At 72.9% G+C, this 24,369-nt stretch carries 16 protein-coding genes and 1 tRNA gene; 2 read left to right on the forward strand and 15 right to left on the reverse strand.

Annotated features, from left to right (window positions below):
* Positions 1 to 70: 70 nt before the first annotated feature.
* The 4 genes from ACK2IS_RS13280 to ACK2IS_RS13295 form a co-directional block, all read right to left on the reverse strand.
* Positions 71 to 1,441, reverse strand: a complete 1,371-nt coding sequence (locus ACK2IS_RS13280; RefSeq protein ID WP_409483774.1) for an MFS transporter — start codon at positions 1,439 to 1,441, stop codon at positions 71 to 73.
* Between the two features lie 154 nt (positions 1,442 to 1,595).
* Positions 1,596 to 3,311 (reverse strand): NAD-dependent malic enzyme, encoded by a 1,716-nt coding sequence (locus ACK2IS_RS13285; RefSeq protein WP_409483775.1) that lies wholly within the window; start codon positions 3,309 to 3,311, stop codon positions 1,596 to 1,598.
* 9 nt (positions 3,312 to 3,320) lie between these two features.
* Positions 3,321 to 4,154: a helical backbone metal receptor gene (locus tag ACK2IS_RS13290; protein WP_409483776.1), complete on the reverse strand. Its 834-nt coding sequence runs from the start codon at positions 4,152 to 4,154 to the stop codon at positions 3,321 to 3,323.
* Positions 4,155 to 4,191: 37 nt separating this feature from the next.
* Entirely contained in the window at positions 4,192 to 5,064 is an 873-nt protein-coding gene (locus tag ACK2IS_RS13295) for a CoA transferase (protein ID WP_409483777.1), read from the reverse strand.
* Between the two features lie 170 nt (positions 5,065 to 5,234).
* Here ACK2IS_RS13295 and ACK2IS_RS13300 point away from each other — a divergent pair, with 170 nt between their 5' ends.
* A complete protein-coding gene (locus tag ACK2IS_RS13300; RefSeq protein WP_409483778.1) occupies positions 5,235 to 7,016 on the forward strand; it encodes a M20/M25/M40 family metallo-hydrolase in 1,782 nt (593 codons plus the stop codon).
* A gap of 242 nt (positions 7,017 to 7,258) precedes the next feature.
* Here the strand turns inward: ACK2IS_RS13300 and ACK2IS_RS13305 are convergent.
* A tRNA-Tyr gene (locus ACK2IS_RS13305) sits at positions 7,259 to 7,342 on the reverse strand.
* A 180-nt stretch (positions 7,343 to 7,522) separates the two neighbouring features.
* Here ACK2IS_RS13305 and ACK2IS_RS13310 point away from each other — a divergent pair.
* A complete protein-coding gene (locus ACK2IS_RS13310) occupies positions 7,523 to 8,020 on the forward strand; it encodes a YajQ family cyclic di-GMP-binding protein (RefSeq protein ID WP_409483779.1) in 498 nt (165 codons plus the stop codon).
* A gap of 151 nt (positions 8,021 to 8,171) precedes the next feature.
* On the opposite strand, the gene ACK2IS_RS13315 is transcribed toward ACK2IS_RS13310, so the two are convergent.
* From ACK2IS_RS13315 to nuoL, 10 genes are all read right to left on the reverse strand, one after another.
* Positions 8,172 to 8,891, reverse strand: a complete 720-nt coding sequence (locus ACK2IS_RS13315; protein ID WP_409483780.1) for a VOC family protein — start codon at positions 8,889 to 8,891, stop codon at positions 8,172 to 8,174.
* Positions 8,892 to 8,961: 70 nt separating this feature from the next.
* Complete coding sequence (gene pepN / locus ACK2IS_RS13320; protein ID WP_409483781.1) at positions 8,962 to 11,457, reverse strand: aminopeptidase N; 2,496 nt, start codon at positions 11,455 to 11,457, stop codon at positions 8,962 to 8,964.
* A 64-nt stretch (positions 11,458 to 11,521) separates the two neighbouring features.
* Positions 11,522 to 13,597 carry a diguanylate cyclase domain-containing protein gene (locus ACK2IS_RS13325; protein WP_409483782.1) on the reverse strand — a complete coding sequence of 692 codons (2,076 nt, stop codon included), beginning with the start codon at positions 13,595 to 13,597 and terminating at the stop codon, positions 11,522 to 11,524.
* A 196-nt stretch (positions 13,598 to 13,793) separates the two neighbouring features.
* Positions 13,794 to 15,563 carry a hypothetical protein gene (locus ACK2IS_RS13330; RefSeq protein WP_409483783.1) on the reverse strand — a complete coding sequence of 590 codons (1,770 nt, stop codon included), beginning with the start codon at positions 15,561 to 15,563 and terminating at the stop codon, positions 13,794 to 13,796.
* A gap of 88 nt (positions 15,564 to 15,651) precedes the next feature.
* Positions 15,652 to 16,956 (reverse strand): D-arabinono-1,4-lactone oxidase, encoded by a 1,305-nt coding sequence (locus ACK2IS_RS13335; RefSeq protein ID WP_409483784.1) that lies wholly within the window; start codon positions 16,954 to 16,956, stop codon positions 15,652 to 15,654.
* Positions 16,953 to 18,128, reverse strand: a complete 1,176-nt coding sequence (locus ACK2IS_RS13340; protein WP_409483785.1) for an alanine racemase — start codon at positions 18,126 to 18,128, stop codon at positions 16,953 to 16,955. The genes ACK2IS_RS13335 and ACK2IS_RS13340 overlap by 4 nt, the downstream gene beginning before the upstream one ends.
* Positions 18,129 to 18,268: 140 nt before the next feature.
* Entirely contained in the window at positions 18,269 to 19,246 is a 978-nt protein-coding gene (locus ACK2IS_RS13345; RefSeq protein ID WP_409485676.1) for a polyprenyl synthetase family protein, read from the reverse strand.
* Positions 19,247 to 19,299: 53 nt separating this feature from the next.
* On the reverse strand, positions 19,300 to 20,874 hold the full coding sequence (gene nuoN / locus ACK2IS_RS13350) for an NADH-quinone oxidoreductase subunit NuoN (protein ID WP_409483786.1): 1,575 nt from the start codon (positions 20,872 to 20,874) through the stop codon (positions 19,300 to 19,302).
* The gene (locus ACK2IS_RS13355; protein ID WP_409483787.1) at positions 20,871 to 22,409 is read right to left on the reverse strand and encodes an NADH-quinone oxidoreductase subunit M; all 1,539 of its coding nucleotides are present in this window, start codon (positions 22,407 to 22,409) and stop codon (positions 20,871 to 20,873) included. The genes nuoN and ACK2IS_RS13355 overlap by 4 nt, the downstream gene beginning before the upstream one ends.
* Positions 22,409 to 24,358 (reverse strand): NADH-quinone oxidoreductase subunit L, encoded by a 1,950-nt coding sequence (gene nuoL, locus ACK2IS_RS13360; RefSeq protein WP_409483788.1) that lies wholly within the window; start codon positions 24,356 to 24,358, stop codon positions 22,409 to 22,411. Before nuoL ends, ACK2IS_RS13355 begins: the two co-directional genes overlap by 1 nt.
* Positions 24,359 to 24,369 lie beyond the last annotated feature (11 nt).

Genomic DNA, 24,369 nt, shown 5'->3' on the forward strand with positions numbered 1-24,369 from the left:
CGTGTCCTCCCCCCGGCCCAAGTCAACCGAAGAACTCGCCGGATTCGTTGCACGTCAATAGAATTCACCCTCAGTCGAGGTCGTGGCCGGTGAGCTCGGGCAGCCCCAGCGCGGAGACCGCCGCGATCACGAAGGCCACCGCGAACACCGTGAACACCAGCCCGGTGCCACCCGCCGCCTTGAGCGGGGGCACGGCCAGCGGCGCGAGGATCGAGGCGATCCGGCCGAAGCCCGCCGCCGCGCCCGACCCGGTGCCGCGCATCACGGTCGGGTAGACCTCGGGGGTCACGGCATACAGCGCACCCCACGCGCCGAGGTTGAAGAACGACAGCGCGCACCCCGCCGCGATGATCATCGGCACCGAGTGCGCCAGGCCGAAGGCCCCGGCGGCGCAGGCCGACCCGGCCAGGAAGGTGGTCAGCGTCGCCCGCCGCCCCCACCGCTCGATGAGCCACGCGGAGACGGCATAGCCCGGGAGCTGGGCGAGGGTGATCCACAGCGTGTACTCGAAGGACTTGACCATGCCGAAGCCCTGCGCGAACAGCAGCGACGGCAGCCAGATGAACGCGCCGTAGTAGGAGAAGTTGACGCAGAACCACACCGCCCACAGGGCGGCCGTGCGCAGGCGGTAGTCCGTGGTCCACAGGCCGGGGGCCGCGCCGCGCACCGGCACCGGCGCGTGGGTGGCGGCGTCGGGGGCGTGGTCGGGGGCCGCGATCCCCGCCGGCTCCTCGAAGGCCCGCACCGCCCGCTCGGCCTCGGCATACCGGCCCTTGGACTCCAGGAAGCGCACCGACTCCGGCAGGGTCGCCCGCACCACGAGGGCATAGAGCGCCGGCACGATGCCGACGGCCATGGCCCACCGCCAGCCGTCCGGGCGCCCCGGGATGACGAAGTAGCCGACGAGCGCGGCGAGGATCCACCCCAGCGCCCAGAAGGACTCGAGCCCGACGACCACCCGGCCGCGGATGTGCGCCGGGGAGTACTCCGAGACTAGGGTGGACGCGACGGGCAGCTCGGCCCCCAGGCCCAGCCCGACGAGGAACCGCAGCGCCATCAGCACGGCCACGCCGCCCGCGAGCGCCGAGGCGCCCGTGGCCAGTCCGTAGACCAGCAGCGTGAGCGCAAAGACCTGTCGGCGGCCGATCCGATCGGCGAGCAGACCGCCGAGGGTGGCGCCGACGGCCATGCCCAGCGAGCCGATCGAGGCGACCCAGGAGACCTCGGTGGGGCTCAGGTGCCACTGCTTGGCGAGGGCCGTCAGGACGAAGGAGATGAGCCCGACGTCCATGGCGTCCAGGGCCCAGCCGACGCCGGAGCCGACGAGCAGCCGCCGGTGCCGGCTGGTGAAGGGCAGCCGGTCGAGCCGCTCGGTGCGGGTGAGGTGCCGCCCGGCGGCGGCCTCGTCGGAGGCGCCGGGCGAGGTGGCGGTGGCGGGCATCGAGGCTCCTGGCGGACGACGGCGAGGGTATGGCGGGGGTGCGCGGCGCCCGGGGTGCGGCGGCCAGGGCCCGTCTCCTCCGGAGCGGTATGCCGAAGGGGCGGGCCTTGTGCTCACTATAAGCACAAGGCCCGCCCCCTCCGGACGAGCGAGGTCAGACGGCCTGGAGCTCGGGATAGACCGGGTGCCACATGCGCTGGTAGACCGCCTGCACCGGGTTGTCGATCTCGACGGTCGCCAGGCCCTCCTCCTGGGCGGCCTTGACCACGGCCAGGGCTACCGTCGCCGAGACGTAGCGCAGCTGGGTGATCGACGGCAGGAGGGGCTCCTCCGGGCGGGTGATGGCGCTGATGCCGGCGATCGCCTCCGCGGCGGCGGCGATCATGCCGTCGCTGACCCGCGTGGCACGGCAGACGGACACGCCCAGCCCCAGCCCCGGGAAGACCAGGGCGTTGTTGGCCTGGGCGACGTGGTAGGTCCGGTGGTGGTAGACCACCGGCGGGAACGGCGACCCGGTCGCGATGGCGGCCTTGCCGTGCGTCCACTCGACGATCTGCGCGGGCGTGGCCTCGGACAGGCTCGTGGGGTTGGACAGCGGCATGACGATCGGGTGCGGGGTGTGCGCCGCCATGTCCCGGATGATCGCCTCGCTGAAGGCGCCCGGCTGCCCGGAGGTACCGATGAGGATCGTCGGGTGGACGCCGCGCACGACGTCGGCCAGACCGATCCTGCCGGGCGTGGTCAGGCGCCAGCCCTTGACGTCCTTGTCGGTGCGGGCGTAAGGCCGCTGGAAGTCCCGGACCCGGTCTCCCAGGGCGGTGGTGATGAGCCCGCGCGACCCGAGGCACCAGAACCGCTGGTTGGCCGCCTCCGGCGACAACCCCTCGCGGATCATCATGTCCCGCATCAGGTCAGCGATGCCGACCCCCGCGGTGCCGGCCCCGTGGACGACGATCCGCTGGTCGCTCATCCGCTGGCCGAGGGCCTTGACACCCGCGAGCGCCGCCGCGGCCACCACGGCCGCGGTGCCCTGGACGTCGTCGTTGAAGGTGCAGATCTCACCGCGGTAGCGCTCCAGGATGCGGTGGGCGTTGCTCGCCCCGAAGTCCTCCCAGTGCAGCATGGCGTGCGGGTAGAGCCGGGTCGTGACCTCGACGAACTTCTCGATGAAGGCGTCGTAGCGCTCGCCGCGGACGCGGGCGTGCCGGACCCCGAGGTAGAGGTCGTCGTTGAGCAGTGCGAGGTTGTCGGTGCCCACGTCGAGGACGACGGGGATGGCGCGGCGGGGGTGGATCCCGGCGGCGGCGGTGTAGACCGACAGCTTGCCGACGGCGATCTGCACGCCGCCGACGCCCTGGTCGCCGATGCCGAGGATGCCCTCGGAGTCGGTGGCGACGACGAGGTCGACGTCCTCCGGGTCCAGCCCGTAGTTGAGGAAGGCGTTCTCGATGCCCTCGGGGTCGTCGATGGACAGGAAGACGCCGCGGGGCCGGTTGTACCAGTGCGAGTACCGCTGGATGGCCTCGCCGATCGTGGGGGTGTAGACGATCGGGAGCATCTCCTCCAGGTGCTCGGCGAGCAGCCGGTAGAACAGCACCTCGTTGCGGTCGCGCATCGCCGAGAGGTAGACGTTCTTGCTCAGCGCGTCCTTCTGCTGGGAGTACTGCTGGTAGACGCGGGTGACCTGGCTCTCCAGCGGCGTCACGCCGCTCGGCATCAGGCCGTTGAGGTGCAGGGCGTCCCGCTCGGCCTGGGTGAACGCGGTGCCGCGGTTGGTCAGGGGGTGGGACAGGACGTCGTTGCCGCGGACCCGGACGCGCAGACGCGTACCGTCAGGGCCGGACTCGAACTCGAAGGGTCGGCTCGCCATGACCCCACACTAGGACCCCCGCAGCAGCCCGCCTCGTCGGGGTTGGGCGGACGTCGTCGCACCCGCCTCGCGGGGGTCGAGGGGCCGTCGCAGCTGCCTGACCAGGCGCTCGGGGGCCGCGATCATGGCGGGGCCGTACCACGTCAGCGCCCGGCCGTCGACGAGCGCGCACCGCGCCCGCGGGAAGGCGTCCGGCCCGTCCGCCGCGGTGAACCGGTAGGGCTCGTCGGGCAGCACCACGAGGTCGACCGGCGGCAGGTCGGGCAGGACCACCGTGGGATAGCGGTCGGGGTGGCGTGCCAGCACGTTGTCCACCCCCAGGTGCCGCAGCACGTCACCGGCATACGTCTGGGAGCCCACGGCCATCCACGGCCGGCGCCAGACCGGCACGACCGCCCGCAGCCGGCACCCCGACCGGACGGCCGGGGGTGCCGCCCACGCCCGGCGGGCGTCGTCCAGCCAGGTGACCCGACCGACGGCGAGCGCGTCGACGAGCCGACCGATCGAGCGGAGCGCGTCGGCCACGGACCGCACCTGCGTGGTCCAGACCGGCACCCCGGCGGCGCGCAGGGCCGCGAGATCGTCCGGGCGGTTCTCCTCGTCCTCGGCGATGACCAGATCCGGCGCGAGGGCGACGATCTCGTCGACGCGCGGGTTCTTGGTGCCGCCGATCCGGGTGACCTGGGCCGGCCCGACGTGGCTGCACCAGTCCGTGGCGGCGACCAGGGTCTCGGGGGCGCTCCAGGCCACCGCCTCGGTGAGGGAGGGCACCAGGGAGACCACCCGCCGCGGCGCTCGGGGCAGGGCCACGACGTGGCCGAGGTCGTCCAGGAAACGGGTCACCCCACGATCTAACCCATCCGCGGGGCCAGGCGCGAGGTCAGACGGCCGGCCCGGACCTTCCCGGGTCGGGCTGAGCGTTGCGACGCACCTGCGCCAGCGGTATGTCGCGCTCCGCGCACAGCCGCTCCCACTCGCCCGCCGGGCGGGTCGCGAGGACCTGCGCCAGCCCCTCGTGGTCGTCCGCCCCGAAGAGCTCCCGGGCCCGCTCCCAGAAGTGCGGCTCCAGCGCGGCCAGGGCCACGTGCCCGTCGGCCGCGGCATAGACCGCGTAGCCGGGCAGCCCACCCCCGAGCAGCGAGCCGGGCGCGGTGAGCCCGTGCCGGGCGGGCGCACCCAGCTCGCCGGCGCACGCCGCGAGCGCCACCTCCCGACGGGTGCCGCCCCCGGTGCGGTCCCGCAGCAGCAGCGCCGCCAGTGCCTCGGAGACCGCCCGCTCGGCCCCGGCGAGGTCGGCCGCCAGGACGGCGGGCATCGCGGGCGGGGTGAGCGTCCCCGCGACCGCCTGGTAGGTCAGGTCGTGCCCGGCCAGGTCGTCCTCCGGGGCCGGGTGCCCGACGATCGCCACCTGGCAGAGCCGGGGCCACCGCGCCTGCAGCGTCGCCCAGCCCAGTCCCAGGCGCTCCAGCGAGGACGTGCGGTGCGCCGTGATCAGCAGGTCGGCGTCGTCGAGGAGGGCGGCCAGGTCCGCGGCTCCCGGCGCGCTCCTGAGGTCCAGGGCCTGCACCTGCTGGCCGGCGCGCAGCTCGGCATACCACCTCGGGGCATAGCCGAGCAGCGGATCTCCCCGGGGCGGCTCGACCTTGACCACGTCGGCACCCAGCCGCAGCAGACGCGCCGCAGCCACGGGCCCGGGGACGTTGACGGCGAGGGACACGACTCGCACCCCCGCGAGCGGTGGCTCGGGTGACATGCAGGCTCCCGGTCGAAGAGGCCACCATCCAACACCACTACCGGCGATCCCGCAGGTCGGGAACCGCGCCAGGACCTTGACGCGGGTATCACCCGAATGGATGATTGCCAGCCTGAACACCTCCGGCGACCTCCTCCGTCGTCGCCGCTCACCCCCCCTGAAGGAGCATCGTGAGCCGCACCGCCACGCGCCCTGCCCTCGCCATCACCCTGGCCACCCTCGCCGTCACCGGCCTCGTCGGCTCCGCCGCCGCGGCGGACACCCCCTCCCCCCTCGGCCTGCACCAGGCCACCTCGACGCCGTCCGCGGCCCCGGGCGGCGTCGACCGCTCCACCGTGTGGATCGTCTCCGGCGCCCAGGAGTACGCCCGCGACTTCGCCGGCGTCGCCCCCAAGGTGGGCACCGCCACCGACAAGGCCGGCGCCCCCGTGGTCATCTCCACCCTCTCCGCCGACCGGCTCGCCGAGCTGCACAAGCCGAAGCCGGGCTTCCGCTGCGCCGGGTTCCGCGCCTTCTCCTCCCGCGCCGAGGCCGAGGCCTTCATCGCCTCCGACCTGACCCGCCAGACCGTGACCCAGGCCTTCGCGACCTACACCATCGACAACCAGGCCACCGTCAACCCCTGGCTCGGACAGGTCGACCACACGCGCATCAAGGACACCATCCAGCACCTGTCCACGGCCTACCCGAACCGCTACTACGCCAGCACCTACGGCAAGCAGGCCGCGGAGTGGATCAAGGACACCTGGTCCGGCCTGGCCAACGGCCGATCCGACGTCACCACCGAGCTGTTCACCGGCTGCAGCAACTGCTCCACCCAGCCCTCGGTGCTCATGACCGTCAAGGGCTCCGAGACGCCCGACGAGATCGTCGTCATCGGCGGCCACATCGACTCGATCAGCGACACCGGCGAGGGGGACGCCATGAAGGCTCCCGGCGCCGACGACGACGCCTCCGGCACCGCCACCGTCACCGAGATCGCCCGGGTCGCCCTCGCCAGCGGGTGGAAGCCCAAGCGCACGGTCGTCTTCGCCGGCTACGCCGCCGAGGAGGTCGGGCTGCGCGGGTCCGCCGCCGTCGCCAAGTCCTTCAAGGCCAGCGGCAAGAACGTCGTGGGCGTCCTGCAGCTCGACATGACCAACTACCGCCCCGCGTCCGGGCCGGACATGGACATGATGATGGACAACGTCAACGAGCCACTGACGAACTTCGTCAAGAACCTGTTCGACACCTACCTCAAGCCGGCTGGGCTGACTCGCGGCGAGATGAAGTGCGGCTACGGCTGCTCCGACCACGCCTCGTGGACCAGCCAGGGCTACCCCTCGGCCATGCCCGCCGAGTCCGAGCTGTTCTCCAAGCTGCACACCACCAGCGACAACCTCGAGACGCTCGGCAACACCGCCCAGCCGTCGGAGAAGTTCGCCAAGCTGGGCCTGGCCTTCCTGGGCGAGCTGGCCAAGACGTCGGGCGCCACCCCGGCGCCGGTCCCGACCGGGGCGCCGACCAGCACCCCCACGGCCACGCCCACCACCCCCGCACCTACCACCCCCGCACCTACCACCCCCGCACCCACCGCCACGCCGACGAGCACCCCCACGGCGACCCCGACGGCCCCGCCGACCGCGACCCCCACCAGCGCCCCCGGTGGCCTGCAGAACGACGTCCCCCTCACCGGTCTGTCCGGGGCCCGCGGCTCGTGGACGCCCTACACCGTCGAGGTGCCGGCGGGTGCGAGCATGCTCACCATCACGGCCACCAACGGACGCGGTGTCGTGGACCTCTACGTGAAGCAGGGGTCGGCCCCCACCACCACGAGCTACGACTGCCACCCCACCCTCGACGGTCAGAGCGCGACGTGCCGCTTCCGGGCGCCCAAGCCCGGGACGTACCACATCGCCCTACGCGGGTACTCGGCCTACAGCGGTGCGACCCTCAAGGCCTCCTGGCAGTGAGCCCGGGTCGCGGCGCCGCCGTCCTGACGGCATAGGCCTCGCGTGAGCCCCCGGGCCTGGGCAGCCCGAACCCGAGCGGTTCGAGCCCAGGCCCGGGGGCTCCGGCCCACCCGCTCCCCGGCCGGGCACGCCGGCGGCGGAGCACCTCCGACCCTCCGACGACGAGCCGGGAGGGAGGACGAGGCGGGACCACCGCACATGGCGAAGGCCCCGGTCGTGACGACCGGGGCCTTCCTGCTTCCTGGTGGCGGGTGAAGGATTCGAACCTTCGTAGCTTTCGCGACGGATTTACAGTCCGCTCCCATTGGCCGCTCGGGCAACCCGCCAGGTGCGTCGGCAAGCATAGCAACCACGAGCAGGTATGCCGAATCCGCTGCCGGGAGCCCGCGCCCGGCCCGACCCCGGATCCCGCACGGGGGTCGACCGACCCGGCGCCGCGGGCGTCATACGGCTGGATCTTTGCCAGACTGGCCCGCAACCCACCGATCCCGATCCGAGGAGGAGCCATGGCGGACAGCTCGTTCGACATCGTCAGCAAGGTCGACAAGCAGGAGGTCGACAACGCCCTCAACCAGGCGGCCAAGGAGGTCGCGCAGCGCTACGACTTCAAGGGCGTCGGCGCCTCCATCGAGTGGAGCGGCGACGACGTCCTGATCAAGGCCAACACCCCCGAGCGGTGCGCGGCGGTCCTCGACGTCTTCGAGACCAAGCTGGTGCGCCGCGGCGTCTCCCTCAAGTCCTTCGACTTCGGCGAGGACAAGGAGGCCAAGCCGTCCGGCAAGGAGTACCGACTCCAGGGCGCCATGCGCGACGGCATCACCCAGGACAACGCCAAGAAGATCGCCAAGCTGATCCGCGACGAGGGCCCCAAGTCCGTCAAGGCGCAGATCCAGGGCGACGAGCTGCGGGTGACCTCCAAGTCCCGCGACGACCTGCAGGCCGTGCAGCGGCTGGTCAAGGAGGCGGACCTGGACTTCGCGGTCCAGTTCACGAACTACCGCTGATCCGAGACGGTATGCCGACGGCGTCCGCGCACCTCACGGGGTGGTCGGACGCCGTCGTGCGTGGGGCGGGTGAGGCGCCGGGCCACGGCCGGGCCACGGCCGGACCGCGGCCGGACCGCGAGGCGCCCGCACGGCCCGATCCGGGCGAGGGCTAGGTGCCCTGGCCGGCGAACACGCAGAACTCGTGGCCCTCAGGACTGGCCAGCACCCACCACGGCCGGGCCTCGTCACCGGCGCGCAGCACGGTCGCCCCGGCGCCCGCGAGCTCCGCGGCAGCCTCGGCCGGCGTCGCGCCAGGTCGGGTCGTCAGGTCCCAGTGAACGCGGTCCTTGCCGGCCTTGGGCTCGGGGACGGGCACGAACACCACCGACTCGAAGGGCAGCCCGGGCGGGCAGAGCCACCACCACGGGTGCTTCGGGTCGTGGCCGGGCTCGCCGCCGAGATGGCGGGCCCACCACCGGGCCTCGGCCTCGGGATCGGCGCAGTCGACGACGAGCTCGTAGACGCGATAGCCGTCCGCCCGCTCGTCGGTGCGGGTGAAGGCGCACAGCTCACCGCCCTCGGGGTCGCGCAGCACCATCCAGCCTCGGTCCTCGACCGGGGTCGCGCCGGCGCGCACCAGGTCCGCGAGATCCCGGGTGTGCACATCCAGGTGGACGCGGTTCTTGGCCGATCGCGACTCGGAGACCGGCTCCAGCCAGATCCGGCGGGCCGGATCCTGCTCGGCCGCGGGGGCGTCGTCGCGGAGCACCACCTGCCCGTCCTGCTCCTCGGCCACCAGACCGGTGGCGTGGGACCAGAACTCGCCCATCGTGGCGGGGTCGCAGGCGTCCATGACGAGGCACTGGTAGCGCAGCAGCGGATCGCTCATGGGGCCAGCATGACGCAGACGCGCCCCGCCCGGCTCCCGGGGAACCGGGCGGGGCGCGTCGGACCAGGGATCAGCCCGGGAAGGCCTGCCGGGAGGCGAGCACCTGACGCAGGATCGTCTCCTGGTCGACCATGCCGCGGCGCACGGCCGCCGTGAGGTCGGCCTCGCGCAGGGTGTGCTCCGAGGCGTCCAGGGTCCCCAGGTCGGCCACGTGGACCGGATAGGCGAGCCGGGCGACCCGGGCCATCGCGTCGTCACCGACCCAGGCGCACATGGCCGGTATGTCGGTGAAGTAGCGCCCGACATACTCCTGCAGCACGGCGCCGTCCCCCGTGGTCCAGAAGCGACCGGCCAGGGCGTTCAGCTCGTGGTTGGAGCGACCGCGCTGCTCGGTGAGCTCGGACCAGGCCCAGGCCTTGTCCTGCGCGAGCGGGCGGGCGGCGCGGGCGCCGAGCCAGGCGAGCGTGCCCGTGACCGTGCGGTCCTGATCCCGGACCTGGTCCAGCTCGGCCACGTCGAGACGGTCGTCGGCGGCGAGGGTGGTCGCGACGAGCCACCGGAAGTCGGCGTCACCCGCCAGGCCCTCGGGCAGGTCCTGACCGGCATACCACCTGCGCAGCAGCGACTCGTCCCGGCAGGTGCGCGCCACCACCCGGGCCGCCGCCAGCGCTCGCGTGGAGCCGGGCTCGGCCGCCGCCAGCGCCTCGGACGCGGCCGACGCGACCCGCTCGCGGGCCTCGGGGCGCTCCTCGGCCGGCAGGTACACCCCGATCACGGTGCCCGTCAGCCAGCCACCCACGGCCGTCAGCACCGAGTCGTCGGTCTCACGCGGCCAGGCGGCGCAGAAGACGTCGACCGCCAGCCGCGGGTCGACGGTGGCCAGGGCCACGCCGTCGACGAGGGCGTTCCAGACCACCACCCGGGCCGTGAGGTCGCCCAGCTGCGGCAGCTGCTCGGGCAGGCGACGCAGCGACTCGGCGTCGAGAGCGACGTTGGCCCAGGTCAGGTCGGAGGCGTTGGGCACCACCAGGGCCGGCCGGGGCCGGTCCAGCAGCTCGGGGACGACCCGGCGGTCCTGGTCCAGGGTCGCGCGGGCGCGGACCACCTCCACACCGTCGGTCCAGCCCGCGACGTCCAGGGCGTGCGAACGGTCCGCGGGGTGGCCCTCGGGGGCCGTGCGCACCAGCTCGGCGCGGACCACGACGTCGGACTCCTCGGCGTGGTCCAGGTCCACCCGCACCTGGTCCAGGCCGGCGGTGCGCAGCCAGGCCGTGGTCCAGTCCTGCAGGGAGGACCCGTGGGCGCGCTCCATCGCGGCGAAGAAGTCGTGCATCTCGGCGTTGCCGTAGGCGTGCCGGGAGAGGTAGTCGCGCACCCCCGTGACGAAGGCCTCGTCGCCGATGTGGGCGATCAGCTGGCGCAGCGCGGCCGAACCCTTGGCGTAGGAGATGCCGTCGAAGTTCTGCAGCGCGGCCAGTGCGTCCTCGGAGCCGTTGCCCGCCACCGGGTGCGTCGACGGCGAGCGCTCCGCGGCATACCCCCAGGCCTTGCGGACGATCCCCTGGTCGGCCCAGGCGTCGGGGTAGAGCCCGGTCTCCACGACGCAGCGGGAGGCCAGGTACTCCGCGAAGGACTCGTTGAGCCACAGGTCGTCCCACCAGGCGAGGGTGACCAGGTCGCCGAACCACATGTGCGCCATCTCGTGGCTGACGGTGTTGTCCCGGCCGAGGAGCTCGGCGTGGGTGACCGCCGAGCGGAAGAGGTACTCGTCGCGCAGGACCACGCAGCCCGGGTTCTCCATCGCGCCGGCGTTGAACTCCGGCACCCACACCTGGTCGTACTTGCCGAAGGGATAACGGATCCCGAAGAGCTCGTGGAAGTAGTCGAAGCTGCGGCGGGTGACCTCGAGGATCTGCGGCGCATGGATCTCGAGCTGGTCCTGGATGGAGCGGCGGGCATGGAGCCCCAGCGGGATCCCGTCGTGCTCGTCGGTGACCGAGACATAGGGGCCGGCGCAGATCGACACGACGTAGGTCGCGATCGGCCGGGTCTCGGCCAGGTGCCAGACGTCGCCCTCGCGCATGGCGGCGCCGTTGCCGATCACCACCCAGTCGCTCGGCGCGGTCACGTGGAAGGTATACGGCCCCTTGAGGTCCGGCTGGTCGAAGCAGGCGAAGACCCGCGGCGCCGCGTCCATGAACGAGTGGCCGTAGACATAGTGCTCGCCGTCGGCCGGGTCGACCGCGCGGTGCAGACCGGACCCGTCCTTGCTGAAGCTCATCGTCGAGCGCACCACGAGCTCGTTGTGCTCGGCGAGCGGCGGCAGGTGGAGCCGTCCGTCCGCGAAGGCCTCGACGGCCAGGGGCGTGCCGTTGAGCACCGCCTCGTGCAGCTCGGTGGCCTTGAGGTCGACGAAGACCTCGGCACCCGGCGTCGCGTCGAAAGTCAGGACCGTCCGGCTGGCGAAGGTCTGCGCCCCCTGCGCCAGGTCCAGCTCGACGGTATGGCGGGGGTTGCTCACTGCGGCCGCGCGCTGGCGCGCCTCGGTGCGGGTCAGGCTCGTCATGGCCCCACCGTGCCACACGGGGCGCACCACGGTCGTGCCGGGGTGGCCGCGGGTGGCCGGGCGCTCACCCGACGGGATCGGCCGGCACCAGGTGGCTGTCGGTCTGCCGGCCCGTCAGCTGGTGCCGCACCGACAGGTCCGCCTCCGCCAGCGCCTCCCACAGGCCGGACTCGGTGTGGTGGTCGGTGTGGGCGATGCCGACGAGGACCCGTACGTCGGGGGCGTTCTCCTCCAGGTCGGCGTCGAGGCGGCGGCGCAGCAGTGCCAGCCGGTCGGCGGTGGGGATCACCATCGCCAGGTCGCGGGTGCTCACCCGGCCGACCAGGCCTCGTCCACGGGCCAGCTCGTGCAGGCTCGTCGCGACGAGGACCAGGTCGTTCTCCAGGGACAGGGTCGGCCCCTCGCCCCGGGGCAGCACGCGGGCCAGGAGCACGCCGCTGCGGTTCGACGGCGGCAGGTCGAGGTAGTCGCGGGCCAGGCCCTCGCGGGTCAGCACGCCGGTCGTCGGATCGGTCTGGGACAGGGCGTGCAGGGTGGCCAGGGCCGCCCCGCTCTCCAGCCGGATGTGCACCGCGAGCATCGCCGCCACACCGGCGAGCAGGACGGCGGCCAGCGCCAGGGACAGACCGTACGGCGCGGGCTCGGGGCCCATCAGCGCGGCAGCGGCGGTCTGCAGCGGGAGCAGGGCCGCCATCGTCCTGGTGAACCTCGGCGACAGCAGCGTCCCCGCCATCAGCACCGGGAAGGCGACGATCTGCATCGCCATCGCACGGACGTCCGTGGAGCCCGAACCGGCGACGACGCCCACGCTCGTCGGGGCGAGGAGCAGCACCAGGGCCTGGGCGACCCGCACGTCCGGGCGGGGGTGCTGGGCCAGCCACACCCCGCCGCCCGCCAGCACCAGGCAGGCCATCGCCGCCATCACCGTGTGCTGCAGGTCCCAGGGGACCGCCCGCGGCAGCGCGCTCAGCAGGAGACCGGACGCGGCCAGCCACCAGCCGAGGACCCGCCACTCGGCCGACGACCACGGCAGGCGACCGTGCTCGACGGGCGGTGGGGGCGTCGCCACCGGGGCAGGCACACCGATCGGTTGGTAGCCCTGCGGGTCGAAGGTCTCGGTCGCCGCGGCGTCGACGGACACCTGTGCCCGGGTGACCATCTGACGGGCCCGCTCCACCAGCGGGACCAGCTGGCCGGAGACCAACAGCTCCAGCGGGACCCCGGCGACCACACCGGCGCTCGCGGTGACCGGGCGCTGCGGGCTCGCCATGCGCACCGCCCGCAGCAGGCTCGGCACGAGCAGGTCGGGCTCCACGTCGCTGACCACGACGAACTCGTGGTCCACGAACCGGCTCACCAGGTGGCTGCGGTGGTGCGCCTTGCCCAGCCCGGCGCCGACCCGGGCCAGCACCTGGTCCGAGGCCGCGCCGCCCCAGGCCGCCACCGCCTCCTCGAAGCCGTCGAGGGTGATCGAGATGACCGCGACGGTCTGCTGCGCCTCCGGCTCCAGGCTCCACTCCCGCAGCTCGTGCTCCAGACCGCGGCGGTTGAGCACCTCGGTGACCGGGTCGAGGCGGGTGGTCTGCAGCACCGCCCGCTCTCGGCGCCGGATGCGGCCGAGCCCCACCGACGCCGCCGTCGCCGGGAGCATGTTGGCGACGACGGCACACGCCACCAGGCCCAGGGACGAGGCGAGGGGGCGCTCGACCGGCCCCATCAGCACGATCGACAGGGCCGTCACCAGGCACCAGACGACCGCGGCGCGACGGGGCTGGCACAGGTATCCCGCCAGCATCCCCACCATCCCCACCAGCCAGAACCACGCCACCCCCGGACGGGGGGCCACCAGGAAGATCGAGAACAGGGCCGTCGCCAGGGTCGCGCAGACCGCCACGGCGGCGGACCACCACGTCTCCACCCAGGCGGGCGAGCGCAGCGTCAGCGCCACCTGCAGCAGGTAGAACAGCACCACCAGGCCGAAGCCGATCATGCCGTGGGACGTCACCCCACCGGACGAGGCGAGGTCGAAGGCCCCCACCACGATCGCCCCGAGGGGCGCGACGCAGAGCATGTAGCGCGCCTCCGGGACCTGCTGCCAACGGGGCTGCGCCTGCGCCCTCGTCCAGGCCGTCGCGCTCATCGATGTCCTCGGGGTGGGGTCCGGGCCGGGCGGATCCCGCCCGACGTCGGACCAGGGTAGCCGGGCCGGTCCGGACCCGGCAGCCCGGCGGTGTCCGCTCCCCCCGGACGTCCCGTCCAGCAGGAGGCAGGGGTGCGAGCCCGGCGGTATGCCGCCAGGGGCGGACCCGTGCGGTGAGCCCGCAGTCCCGGGGGGCTCAGGAGCCCTTGCGTCGAAGGACCACCAGCCCGGCCTCGGACCGGAACTGCGCGGGTCGGAAGTACTCCAGCCCCGAGACCACCTCGTGGGTGTCCCGCAGCGCCGCCAGGACCGGGTCACGGTGCATCATCGCCTCGATCCCGTCGCCCTGGATGGCGTCCGTGGACACCAGGACGACGTCGGGGGTCCGCCCCGTCCGGCGCATCCAGTCCACGGTGTACCTCCCCTCCCGGCCGAAGTCCTCCAGCCAGACGATGTTGGTGTCGGCGCGGGCGCCCGTGGTCAGGAACGCTCCGGTGACGGCGCCATACACCATGAGCGTCTCGCCGGGGCGCACCCAGCGGTCGGTGGTGCGCTGCACGAGCTGCAGGTGCCACAGCTCGCGACCGCCGGAGTAGAGCCCGGAGTACGCGCCGGAGGGAGCGGGGGTCAGCGCCTGCCAGGGTGCGCCGGAGTAGAAGTTGGTCGCGAGCTGGGTGAGCAGCAGGGTCACCGTCGTGACGAGCACGTGGGCCCGCAGCGGCCGGGTCTCGACCCGGCCCCGGACGCCCTGGACGACCCGGGCGGCTCCCACGGTGGTGGCGATCGCGAGCGCGACCGAGGCGGGCGGGAACTCGCCGTACCACGGGCCGGCGAAGGTCGTGGCCGCCACCGCCGGCAGACCCACGACCGCCGTGGGGGTGGCGAGCAGCAGCAGCGTCGTGACCTCGGGGTCGCGCCGGCTGGTCACCCACCACAGGCACACCGGGACGAGCACCATCGCCGTGTAGAGCTGGATGGACCCGGAGTACCGCATCACGTTGCCGTCGGTGACCAGCAGGGACAGCAGGCTGGTCAGCCCCAGGACCGCCGGCAGCGCCACCAGCGCCCCCTGCCGCCACCGGGGGGCCAGGCGCGGCACGGCGGCGCTCACGGCGAGCAGGACCGCGGGCAGGCGCACCGGGGTGGCCAGCTCCTTGAGCCAGGACAGGCTGGTGAAGGTCAACCGTTCCAGCGGTGTCGACCGCGGCCGCTGGTAGTCCACCGTGTAGGTCATCGTCTCCTGGATCCGCGGCCAGCCCACGACCCCCAGGAAGTACCCCGCAACGGGCACGGTCACGAGCAGCGCCGCGCCGAGCAGCCACCACACCGCCGCCCGGCGACCCGCCCGCCACAGCAGCACGGCGAGGACGACCAGGGACAGGCCGACGGCGGGCAGGAGCGACTGCAGCGACACCGCCCCGAGGGGTGCCAGCAGGCCGACCGGCAGGACCCAGCGGCGGGCCTGGTCCGGCGGTCCCAGCACCGCCGCCAGACCGCAGCAGCTCAGCACCACCATGGCGAGGGTGGGGACGGTGTTGTACGACAGGCCGACGACGTGATAGCTCGTGACGACCAGGGAGGTCGAGACGGCCACGAAGGCGATCAGCGGCCGCAGCCGGGTCCGCAGGGCGCGGTAGCACAAGATCCCGACGAGCAGCGCGACGAGCAGGTAGCAGTAGCGGTAGGCCAGCACGATGCCGGTCTGACCGACCAGGTGGGTCCACACCCAGACGAACGGCGCGCCTGCGGCGGAGCCCACCGCCTGCGCGTTCATCTCGTCGCCGAACAGGCTGTCCCCCTGGGCGATCCGCTGGGCGAGGGCCACCACGTGCGAGCCGTCGTAGAGGTCCGCGCCGGAGCGGACGCGCACCAGGAACCACAGCAGCAGCCCGAGGGTGGCCAGACCGATGCCTCGCTCCTCACCGTTGGCCCGGGCCCAGGCGGCCCGCGGGCCGGCGATCGACATCGTCAGGGTCCTCCAGGTCGTCCGGCGCAGCTTCCCTCACCCTACCGGCGGGACCGCCGGGCGCCGGGCGAGCGCGCCGGGTGCCCGGTCACCCGCCGAGGACCTGCTCGAGGTAGGCGTTGGTCAGGGTGCGCCCCGGGTCCAGGCGGTCCCGCAGCGCCCGGAAGTCGTCGTAGCGCGGGTAGGTCGCGGCGAGCCGGTCCGGCCCGAGGGAGTGCATCTTGCCCCAGTGCGGTCGGCCCTCGTGGGCGGCGACGACCTGCTCGAAGGCCGCGAAGTACGCTCGCGGGTCCTCGCGGTGGTAGCGGTGGACCGCCACGTAGGCGTTGTCCCGCTCGTACCCCGTCGACAGCCACGCGTCGTCGGCCGCCGCGAACCGCACCTCCACGGGGAAGGACACCCGCTCCCCCGAGCGCTCCAGCCACCGGTCCAGCTCGCGCAGCACCTCCGGGAGCGCGCCGCGGGGCACGGCGTACTCGCTCTCCACGAACCGCACCGACCGCTCGCTGGCGAAGACCCGGTGCGAGGTGTCGGTGTAGGTCCGCGCCGACAGGGCGCGGGCGGCCACGGCGTTGATCGAGCGGGTGGTGGCGGGGACCCGCGACGCCAGCCGGCAGGTGAGGTCGAAGACCGTGTTGGACAGCAGCCGGTCGTCGAGGGCGACCCGCCAGGGCGGCAGGGCGCGGCCGCTGACGTCCCCGGGCCCCAGCCGACGGTTGTGCTTGGTGAGGACCCGGTCGGTGTGCGGGAACCAGAAGAGCTCGAAGTGGTCGTGGTCGGCCACGTGACGGGTCAGGTCGTCGAGGACCCCGGTCAGCGTGTCCGGCTCCTCGCGCGCCTCGATCCGGAAGGCCGGCACGCACGCCAGCGTCACCTCGGTGACGATGCCGAGCGCCCCCAGACCGACCCGCGCGGCGTCGAACAGGTCACGGTCGTGCTCACGGTCGCAGCGGCGCACCTGGCCGTCGGGGGTGACGATCTCCAGGGCCTCCACGAGCCCGGCGAGCCCGGGCAGGGTGGCCCCGGTGCCGTGCGTGCCGGTCGCCAGGGCCCCGGCGACCGACTGGCGGTCGATGTCGCCCAGGTTGGCCATCGCCAGCCCCTGGTCGTGCAGCAGCACGTTGAGGGTGTGCAGCCGGGTGCCCGCGCGGACCCGCACCCGATGGGTCTGCCGGTCGACGGCGACCAGCCCGCTCATCGCGTCCAGGCTCACCTGCACCCCGTCGGTCAGCGCGATCCCGGTGAAGGAGTGGCCGGCGCCGACCGGCTTGACCCGGCTCCCCCGCTCGCCCGCCTCGACGAGCAGCGCCGCCACCTCGTCGGCGGTCACGGGCCGGGCGACCCGCTCCGGCGAGCACACCTGGTTGCCCGCCCAGTTGGTCCATGTGGTCATCCGAAGGCCTTTCCCTCGCCGCGGTAGGTCGGCACCTCGCCGACCACCTCCTCGCCCTGCACCAGCAGGACCGTGTCGAACCTCTCGCACAGCTCGCCCGCCTTGGCGTGCCGCCACCAGACATGATCGCCCACGCGCAGGTCCGCGGCGCCCGGCCCGGCCACCGGGGTCTGCACCTCGCCGGTGCCCTCGGTGCCCAGCCGCCGCAGCCCGTCCGGGGCCACCGGGGTGGGCAGCCGGTCCCGGCCGTGGGCGCCGCTCGCGACGTAGCCGCCCGCGTAGCACGTGGCCACGTCCGGCGCCGGGCGGCGGACCACCGGCGTCACGAACCACGCGGCCGGTCGGTGGCGGAAGTCGCGGTAGCCGTCGAAGAGCCGGGGCGACATGAGTCCGCTGCCCGCGGCCAGCTCCGTGACGGCCGGGTCTTCGTCGAACAGGTGCAGGCTGCCGGTCCCGCCGGCGTTGACCAGCTCCAGCGGACGACCCAGCTCGCCCTCGACGGCCTCGACCACGGCGGTGCGGCGGCGCAGCAGGTCCCGCCGGGAGGCGGCCTTGACGAGCCGTACGGCGGCCGACGAGTCGGCAAGACCCGCGACCTGCGCGTCGTAGGACATGACCCCCACCAGCTCGAGCCCCGGCTCGGCGATCACCGCCCGCGCGGCCGCCGCTGCCTGGGTCGGGGTCCGCAGGCAGGAGCGCCGCACGCCCAGGTGGGCCGGGCCGACGCGCAGCGAGGCGTCGACGTCGAGGCAGACGCGCAGCGGCCGCCGCGCGTCCGCCTCGCGGGCCACCTCGCCCAGGAGCCGCACGTGCTCCGGGTGGTCGGTCATCACGGACACGGCGTGGCTGCGGGGATGACGCGCCAGCCGGGAGAGCGCGTCACGGCCCACCGGCGGATAGGCCACCAGCACGTCCGCCACGCCGTGGTCGACCAGCCACAGGGCCTCGTCGAGGCTGTAGCCGAGCACTCCGGTGAACCCCTGGCCCAGAGCCCGCTCCAGCAGGGCGCGGCACCGGACGGACTTCGAGGCCACCCGCACGGGCAGCGGAGCGGCCCGCCCCAGCAGGGCGGCGGCGTTGACGTCCCAGGCGTCCAGATCGACGACGGCGAAGGGCGCGTCACGGCCGGCGAGCAGCCGGCGCAGCTCCTGGGCGCGGGGGTCGGGCGACATACCCGCACTCTAGGGGGCGGCGGCCGGACCCGCTCACCGGCGGCACGCCGGGCATGGCGCCCCCTGCGGAGCACGACGGCGCCGGGAGGTGCTCCCGGACGCGGCAGCTCATGGGCCCGGCTGCGCCGTGGCCCGCCCGCTCACAGGTCGCGGTCGACCACGCTGGCGGCCAGGGCCCGCAGGGCCTGCACCGCGTCCCCGTCCCCGAGCGGGGCGAGGAGGTCCTGGGCCTCCTGGGAGACGCGCCGGGTGTAGTCCCGGGCGCGGTCCAGGGCCGGGTGGGCGCGCAGCAGCGCCAGCGCCCGAGCATGAGCGTCGTCGTCCTCGCGCAGGTCCTGCGCGAGCAGGCGCTGCAGCTCGGCGTCGGCGGCGTCGGTGGAGGCCTTGACGTAGATCACCGGGAGGGTGTCGACGCCCTCCCGCAGGTCGGTGCCCGGCGCCTTGCCGGACGCGTCCGAGGAGATGTCCAGGATGTCGTCGGCCAGCTGGAAGGCCACGCCGAGCTGCTCGCCGTACGCCTCCACGACGGAGCAGGTCTGCTCGTCGCAGCCGGAGAACATCGCGCCGTAGCGCGCCGCGGTCGCGATGAGCACGCCCGTCTTGTCGGCGAGGACCCCGAGGTAGTACTGCTCCGGGTCGACGCCCTCCGGGCAGTCGTGGTCGTCGCGGATCTGGCCCGAGCACAGCCGGACGAAGGTCTCCGCCTGGATCCGCACCGCCTCGGCACCCAGGTCCGCGAGGAGCCGGGACGCGGTGCCGAAGAGCAGGTCGCCGATCAGGATCGCGGTGGAGTTGCCGTAGGTCGCGTTGGCAGAGACCACCGAGCGCCGCATCTCGGCCTCGTCCATGACGTCGTCGTGGTAGAGGCTGGCCAGGTGGGTCAGCTCGACGGCGGTCGCGGCGGTCTCCACGTCGGGACCGAAGCCCTCGCCCAGCTCGGCCGCGAGCAAGGTCAGGATGGGGCGGAACCGCTTGCCCGACGAGAGCAGGTGCGCCGACGCCCCGGCGATGAAGGGGTCGGTGTGGTCGACCTCGACCCGCAGCCGGGCCTCCACGGCCTGCAGCCCCTGCGCAAGTCGCGCCCCCAGCTGCGGGCTCGCGCCGGGCAGGACGGCCATGGCAGAGCGCGGGGCGCCCTCCTGGGGCGCCCCGCTGCTGCCGATGCCCTGCGTCACGGCAGGAAGGTCGACACGCGACCGGCCAGGTCGAGCAAGGGCGTCGGGAAGACACCCAGCACGAGGGTCATGGTCACACCCAGCGCGATCGCCACGGTGGTGGCCACGGACGGCGTGGCCACGTCGGCGGAGGAGTCGTCCCGACCGCCGAACCACATGATCCCGACGACCCGCAGGTAGGCGTAGGCCGTGATCAGCGAGCAGATCACGCCGACGACCGCCAGGGCCGCACCCATCCGGCCGCCGTGCGCGACGGCAGGCATGAAGGCCGCGAACTTGGCCGTGAAGCCGGAGGTCAGCGGGATGCCGGCGAAGGCGAGCATCAGGAAGCTGAACACGGCCGCGCTGACGGGGTGCTGCCGGGCGAGACCGGACCACTGGGAGATCGCCGTGGCCTCGGAGCCCCCGCGACGTACCAGCGTGATCATGGCGAAGGCCGCGATGGTGGCGAAGCCGTACGCCACGAGGTAGAACATCGTCCCCTCGACACCGGAGCGGTCGAAGGCCAGGACGCCCACGAGGATGAAGCCCGCGTGCGCGATGGAGGAGTAGGCCAGCAGCCGCTTCATGTCCGTCTGGGTGACGGTCAGCACGGCCCCGACGACCATGGTGAGGATGGCGACCGCCCACAGCGCAGGCTGGAAGGACCAGCGGTCGCCCGCGAGCCCGACGTACAGCAGGCGCAGGATGGCGCCGAAGGCGGCCGCCTTGGTGCACGCCGCCATGAAGCCCGTGACCGGGGTCGGAGCACCCTGGTAGACGTCCGGCGTCCAGGAGTGGAAGGGCACCGCGCCGACCTTGAACAGCAGGCCGACCAGGACCAGGAACGCGCCCGGCAGGAGGAGTCCGTCCATGCCGACGGTGGTCCCGATGGCCTGGGCGATCCCCGCCAGGCGGACCGTCCCGGCGAAGCCGTACAGCAGCGCCGCGCCGAACAGGAAGAACGCCGAGGAGAAGGCGCCCAGCAGGAAGTACTTCAACGCGGCCTCCTGCGAGAGCAGGCGACGACGCCGAGCCAGCCCGGTCAGGACGTAGAGTGGCAGCGAGAGCACCTCCAGCGCCACGAACATCACCAGCAGGTCGCCGGCTGCGGGGAACAGCAGCATGCCCGTCATGGCGAGCATGGTCAGGGGGAAGACCTCGGTGGTGGTGGCACCCAGACGCAGGGCCAGGGACTCGCCGTGGGAGCCCGGGGCCGCCGCGGCCGACTGGGTGAAGGCGTCGGGGGCCTGGGAGTCGAACCGCTCGGCCATGGTCAGGACGCTCATGATGCCGAAGACGAGCAGCGCCCCCTGCAGGAACAAGGCAGGTCCGTCGACGACGACCGCACCGGCCGCGGTCGAGGCCCAGCTGTCCTTGCCGCACGTCACGAGGGCCGCGAGAGCCCCCAGCAGGCCGACCAGAGCGACGACCAGCTGCGTCGTAGTGCGGGCGCGACGGGGCACGAAGGCCTCGACGAGCACCCCGACCAGGGCAGCCACCGCGACCACGATGACCGGCGAGATCGCCGCGTAGTCGATCGGCGTCATCTGGAAGTCCGCAGCGACCAGGCTGCTGACCGTCGCGCTCACTTGTGGCTCCCCTCGGAGGTGGCCTGCGCGCCGGCGTCGGGCGCGGGATCGGCGATGCCGACCGTCTGCAGGGTCTTGGTGATGGCCGGGTTGATCACGTCGAGCGCCGGACGCGGCCAGAGGCCGAGGACCAGGAAGCTCGCGATGAGCGGGGCCACGACGAGCTTCTCGCGCCCGGTCAGGTCGCGGACCCGGCCGGCGACCTCCGGCTTGGGTCCGGTGAACACCCGCTGGTAGGTCAGCAGGATGTACAGGCCCGCGAGGATGACGCCCAGGGCCGCGAAGGCAGCCACCGCCGGGTGCCGCTGATAGGTCCCGACGAGCACGAGGTACTCCGAGACGAACGACGCCATCGGCGGCAGCGCCAGCCCGGCCAGGCCGGCGACCAGGAAACAACCTGCGAGCACCGGGGTGACCCGCTGCCAGCCTCCGAACGCCGGGATCTGGGCGCTGCCCCGTCGGCGGATCAGCATGCCGACGATGAGGAACAGCGCAGCCGTGGAGAACCCGTGGTTGATCATGTAGAACGCCGAGCCGTTGCCGCCCGTGCGGGTGAAGGCGAAGATCCCCAGCACGATGAAGCCGAAGTGGCTGATCGAGGTGTACGACACCAGGCGGAGCATGTCCTTGCTGCCGATGGCGAGGAAGGCGCCGTAGAAGATCGAGACCAGCGCCAGGCCGATGACGACCGGGGCCGCCCAGCGGCTGGCCTCGGGGAAGAACGGCAGGCAGAAGCGCAGCATCCCGAAGGTCCCGATCTTGTCCAGCACGCCGACGAGCAGCGTCGAGGTGGCCGGGGTGGCCTCCTCGGCCGTGTCGGGCAGCCAGGTGTGCAGCGGCCACATCGGCGCCTTGATGGCGAAGGCGAGGAAGAAGCCCAGGAACATGAGCCGCTCGGCCCACGGGTTCAGGTCCAGGCCGACGAGCCTGCCGATCAGGAACCCGTCCGCGCCGCCGGGGCCGTGCACGTAGAGCGCGATCAGCGCCACGAGCATCACCAGACCGCCGGCCAGGGAGAAGAGGAGGAACTTCAGGGCCGCGGCGCGCCGACGCGGGCCGCCGAAGCCGGCGACCAGGAAGTACACCGGCACCAGCATGGCCTCGAAGAACACGTAGAACAGGAAGACATCGGTCGCCGCGAAGACACCCACCATGAACGGGACCAGCAGCAGGAGCAGCGCGAAGTAGGTCTTCTCGCGGGTGCCGCCCTCGGGCACGTCGTGCCAGGCCGCCAGGACGCAGATCGGCGCCAGCACGAGCGACATCAGGATGAGCGTCAGCGAGATGCCGTCGACGCCCACCGCGTAGCTCACCCCGAAGGACGGGATCCAGCGGTGCTGCTCGGTGAGCTGCATGGCGGCCGAGTCGGTGTCGAAGCGCAGCGCGGCGACGATCCCGAGCAGCAGGGTCACCACCGAGAAGCCGAGAGCGACCTGCTTGGCCCTGCTCGCGAGGGTCGACGGGAGGCAGGCCACGACGAGCGACCCCAGCAGGGGGATCACCATCATCGTGGTGAGCCAGGGGACGTTGGACATCACTGCACCACCCACAGAGCAAGGAGGATCACGACGACGCCGGCAAGCATCGTCAGGGCGTACGAGCGGACGAAACCGTTCTGGAGCTTGCGCACGGCGTGAGACGTGGCCTCGACGACCTCGCCCAGCCCTCGGACCCCGCCGTCGACCCCGTGGTCGTCGGTGGCCTTCAGGGCCGCGACGGCTCCGTTGCCCGGCAGGACGAACAGGCCGTGGTTGACGTCGTCCTGGTAGAAGTCCCGACGGGCGGCGCGGGTGAGGATCGACCCGTGCGGCGCGGTGACCGGCACCTCGTCCCGCCAGTACCTCATCCAGGCGAGAGCCACGCCCGCCAGCATCAGGGCCTGCGTGAGCAGGGTGATCACGAGCGCCGGCAGTACCGGGTGGTGCTCCGCGTGAGCGCCGGTCACCGGCTCGAGCCAGTGGGTGAAGCCCAGGAAGTTCAGCGCCGCGCCCAACCCGACGGAGCCGACGGCCAGGATGGTCATCGGGATGGTCATCGTCGCCGGGGACTCGTGCGGGTGGTCCTCGGCCAGCCAGCGCTTGCGACCGTGGAAGGTCATGAAGAACAGGCGGGACATGTAGAACGCGGTGAGCCCGGCGACCAGCATGGTCAGACCGCCGAAGACCCAGGGGCGCCAGCTGCTGCTCTCGCCGACGAAGGCCGCCTCGATGATCTTGTCCTTGGACCAGAATCCGGACAGCAGGGGGAAGCCGATGATGGCGAGCCAGCCGGCTCCGAAGGTCAGCCAGGTGGTGCGCATCTTGCCGGCGAGCTCGCCGAAGGTGCGCATGTCGACCCGATCGCCCATCCCGTGCATGACGGAGCCGGCACCGAGGAACATCCCGGCCTTGAAGAAGCCGTGCGTCAGCAGGTGGAAGATCGCAAAGGCGTACCCCACCGGACCCAGGCCGGCGGCCAGCATCATGTACCCGATCTGCGACATGGTCGACGCGGCGAGGGCCTTCTTGATGTCGTCCTTGGCGCAGCCGATGATCGCGCCCATGGTCAGCGTGATCGCGCCGACGATCGCGACGGCGAGCTGAGCCCTGGGGGCGTGCTCGAACACCGCGTGCGAACGGACGACGAGGTAGACCCCGGCGGTGACCATCGTGGCCGCGTGGATCAGCGCCGAGACCGGCGTAGGACCGGCCATGGCATCGCCCAGCCAGGACTGCAGCGGGAACTGAGCCGACTTGCCGCAGGCGGCGAGCAGCAGGGCCAGACCGATCAGGGTGGCGGTGCCCTCCCCCACGTGCGCGACCCCGGAGCTGACGCCCGCGAACGAGACGGTCCCGAAGTGCGCGAACATCGCCATCATCGCGACGATCATGCCGACGTCACCGACCCGGTTGGCGATGAAGGCCTTGTTGGCGGCGGAGGCGTATGGCGGGTTCCAGTTCCAGAAGCCGATCAGGAGGTAGGACGCCAGACCCACGCCCTCCCAGCCCACGAAGAGCATCAGGTAGGAGTTGCCGAGCACCAGGGTGAGCATGGCGGCGACGAACAGGTTGAGGTAGGCGAAGAACCGGCGCTTGTCGGGGTCGTGCGCCATGTACCCCAGGGAGTACACGTGGATCAGGGTGCCCACGAAGGTCACCAGCAGCACGAAGGCGATCGACAGCGGGTCGATCAGCATCCCGGCACGCAGGTCGAAGGGACCGGCCGGGATCCAGTGCCACAGGTCGAGGCTCATCGAACGGTGCTCGGGCGAGGCCCCGAGCATCTGCACGAGGACGAGGCAGCCGATCAGGCAGGACAGGGCCGACAGCCCGGTCGCGAGGTAGGGACCCCACGCGTTGGTGAGGCGTCCCCCGAGCAGGAGCACCGCGGCGCCGAGGAGCGGCAGCGCGACGAGCAGCCACCCCCAGGACGCGATGTCGGTCGCCTCGACCACGGGGGCGATGCCCTCCGCGGCGACGAGGGCCGACGAGCTGAGCAGAATCACGCCGTTCGCTC

It is taken from the genome of Arsenicicoccus dermatophilus (assembly GCF_046267915.1).
Classification (GTDB): domain Bacteria; phylum Actinomycetota; class Actinomycetes; order Actinomycetales; family Dermatophilaceae; genus Arsenicicoccus; species Arsenicicoccus dermatophilus_A.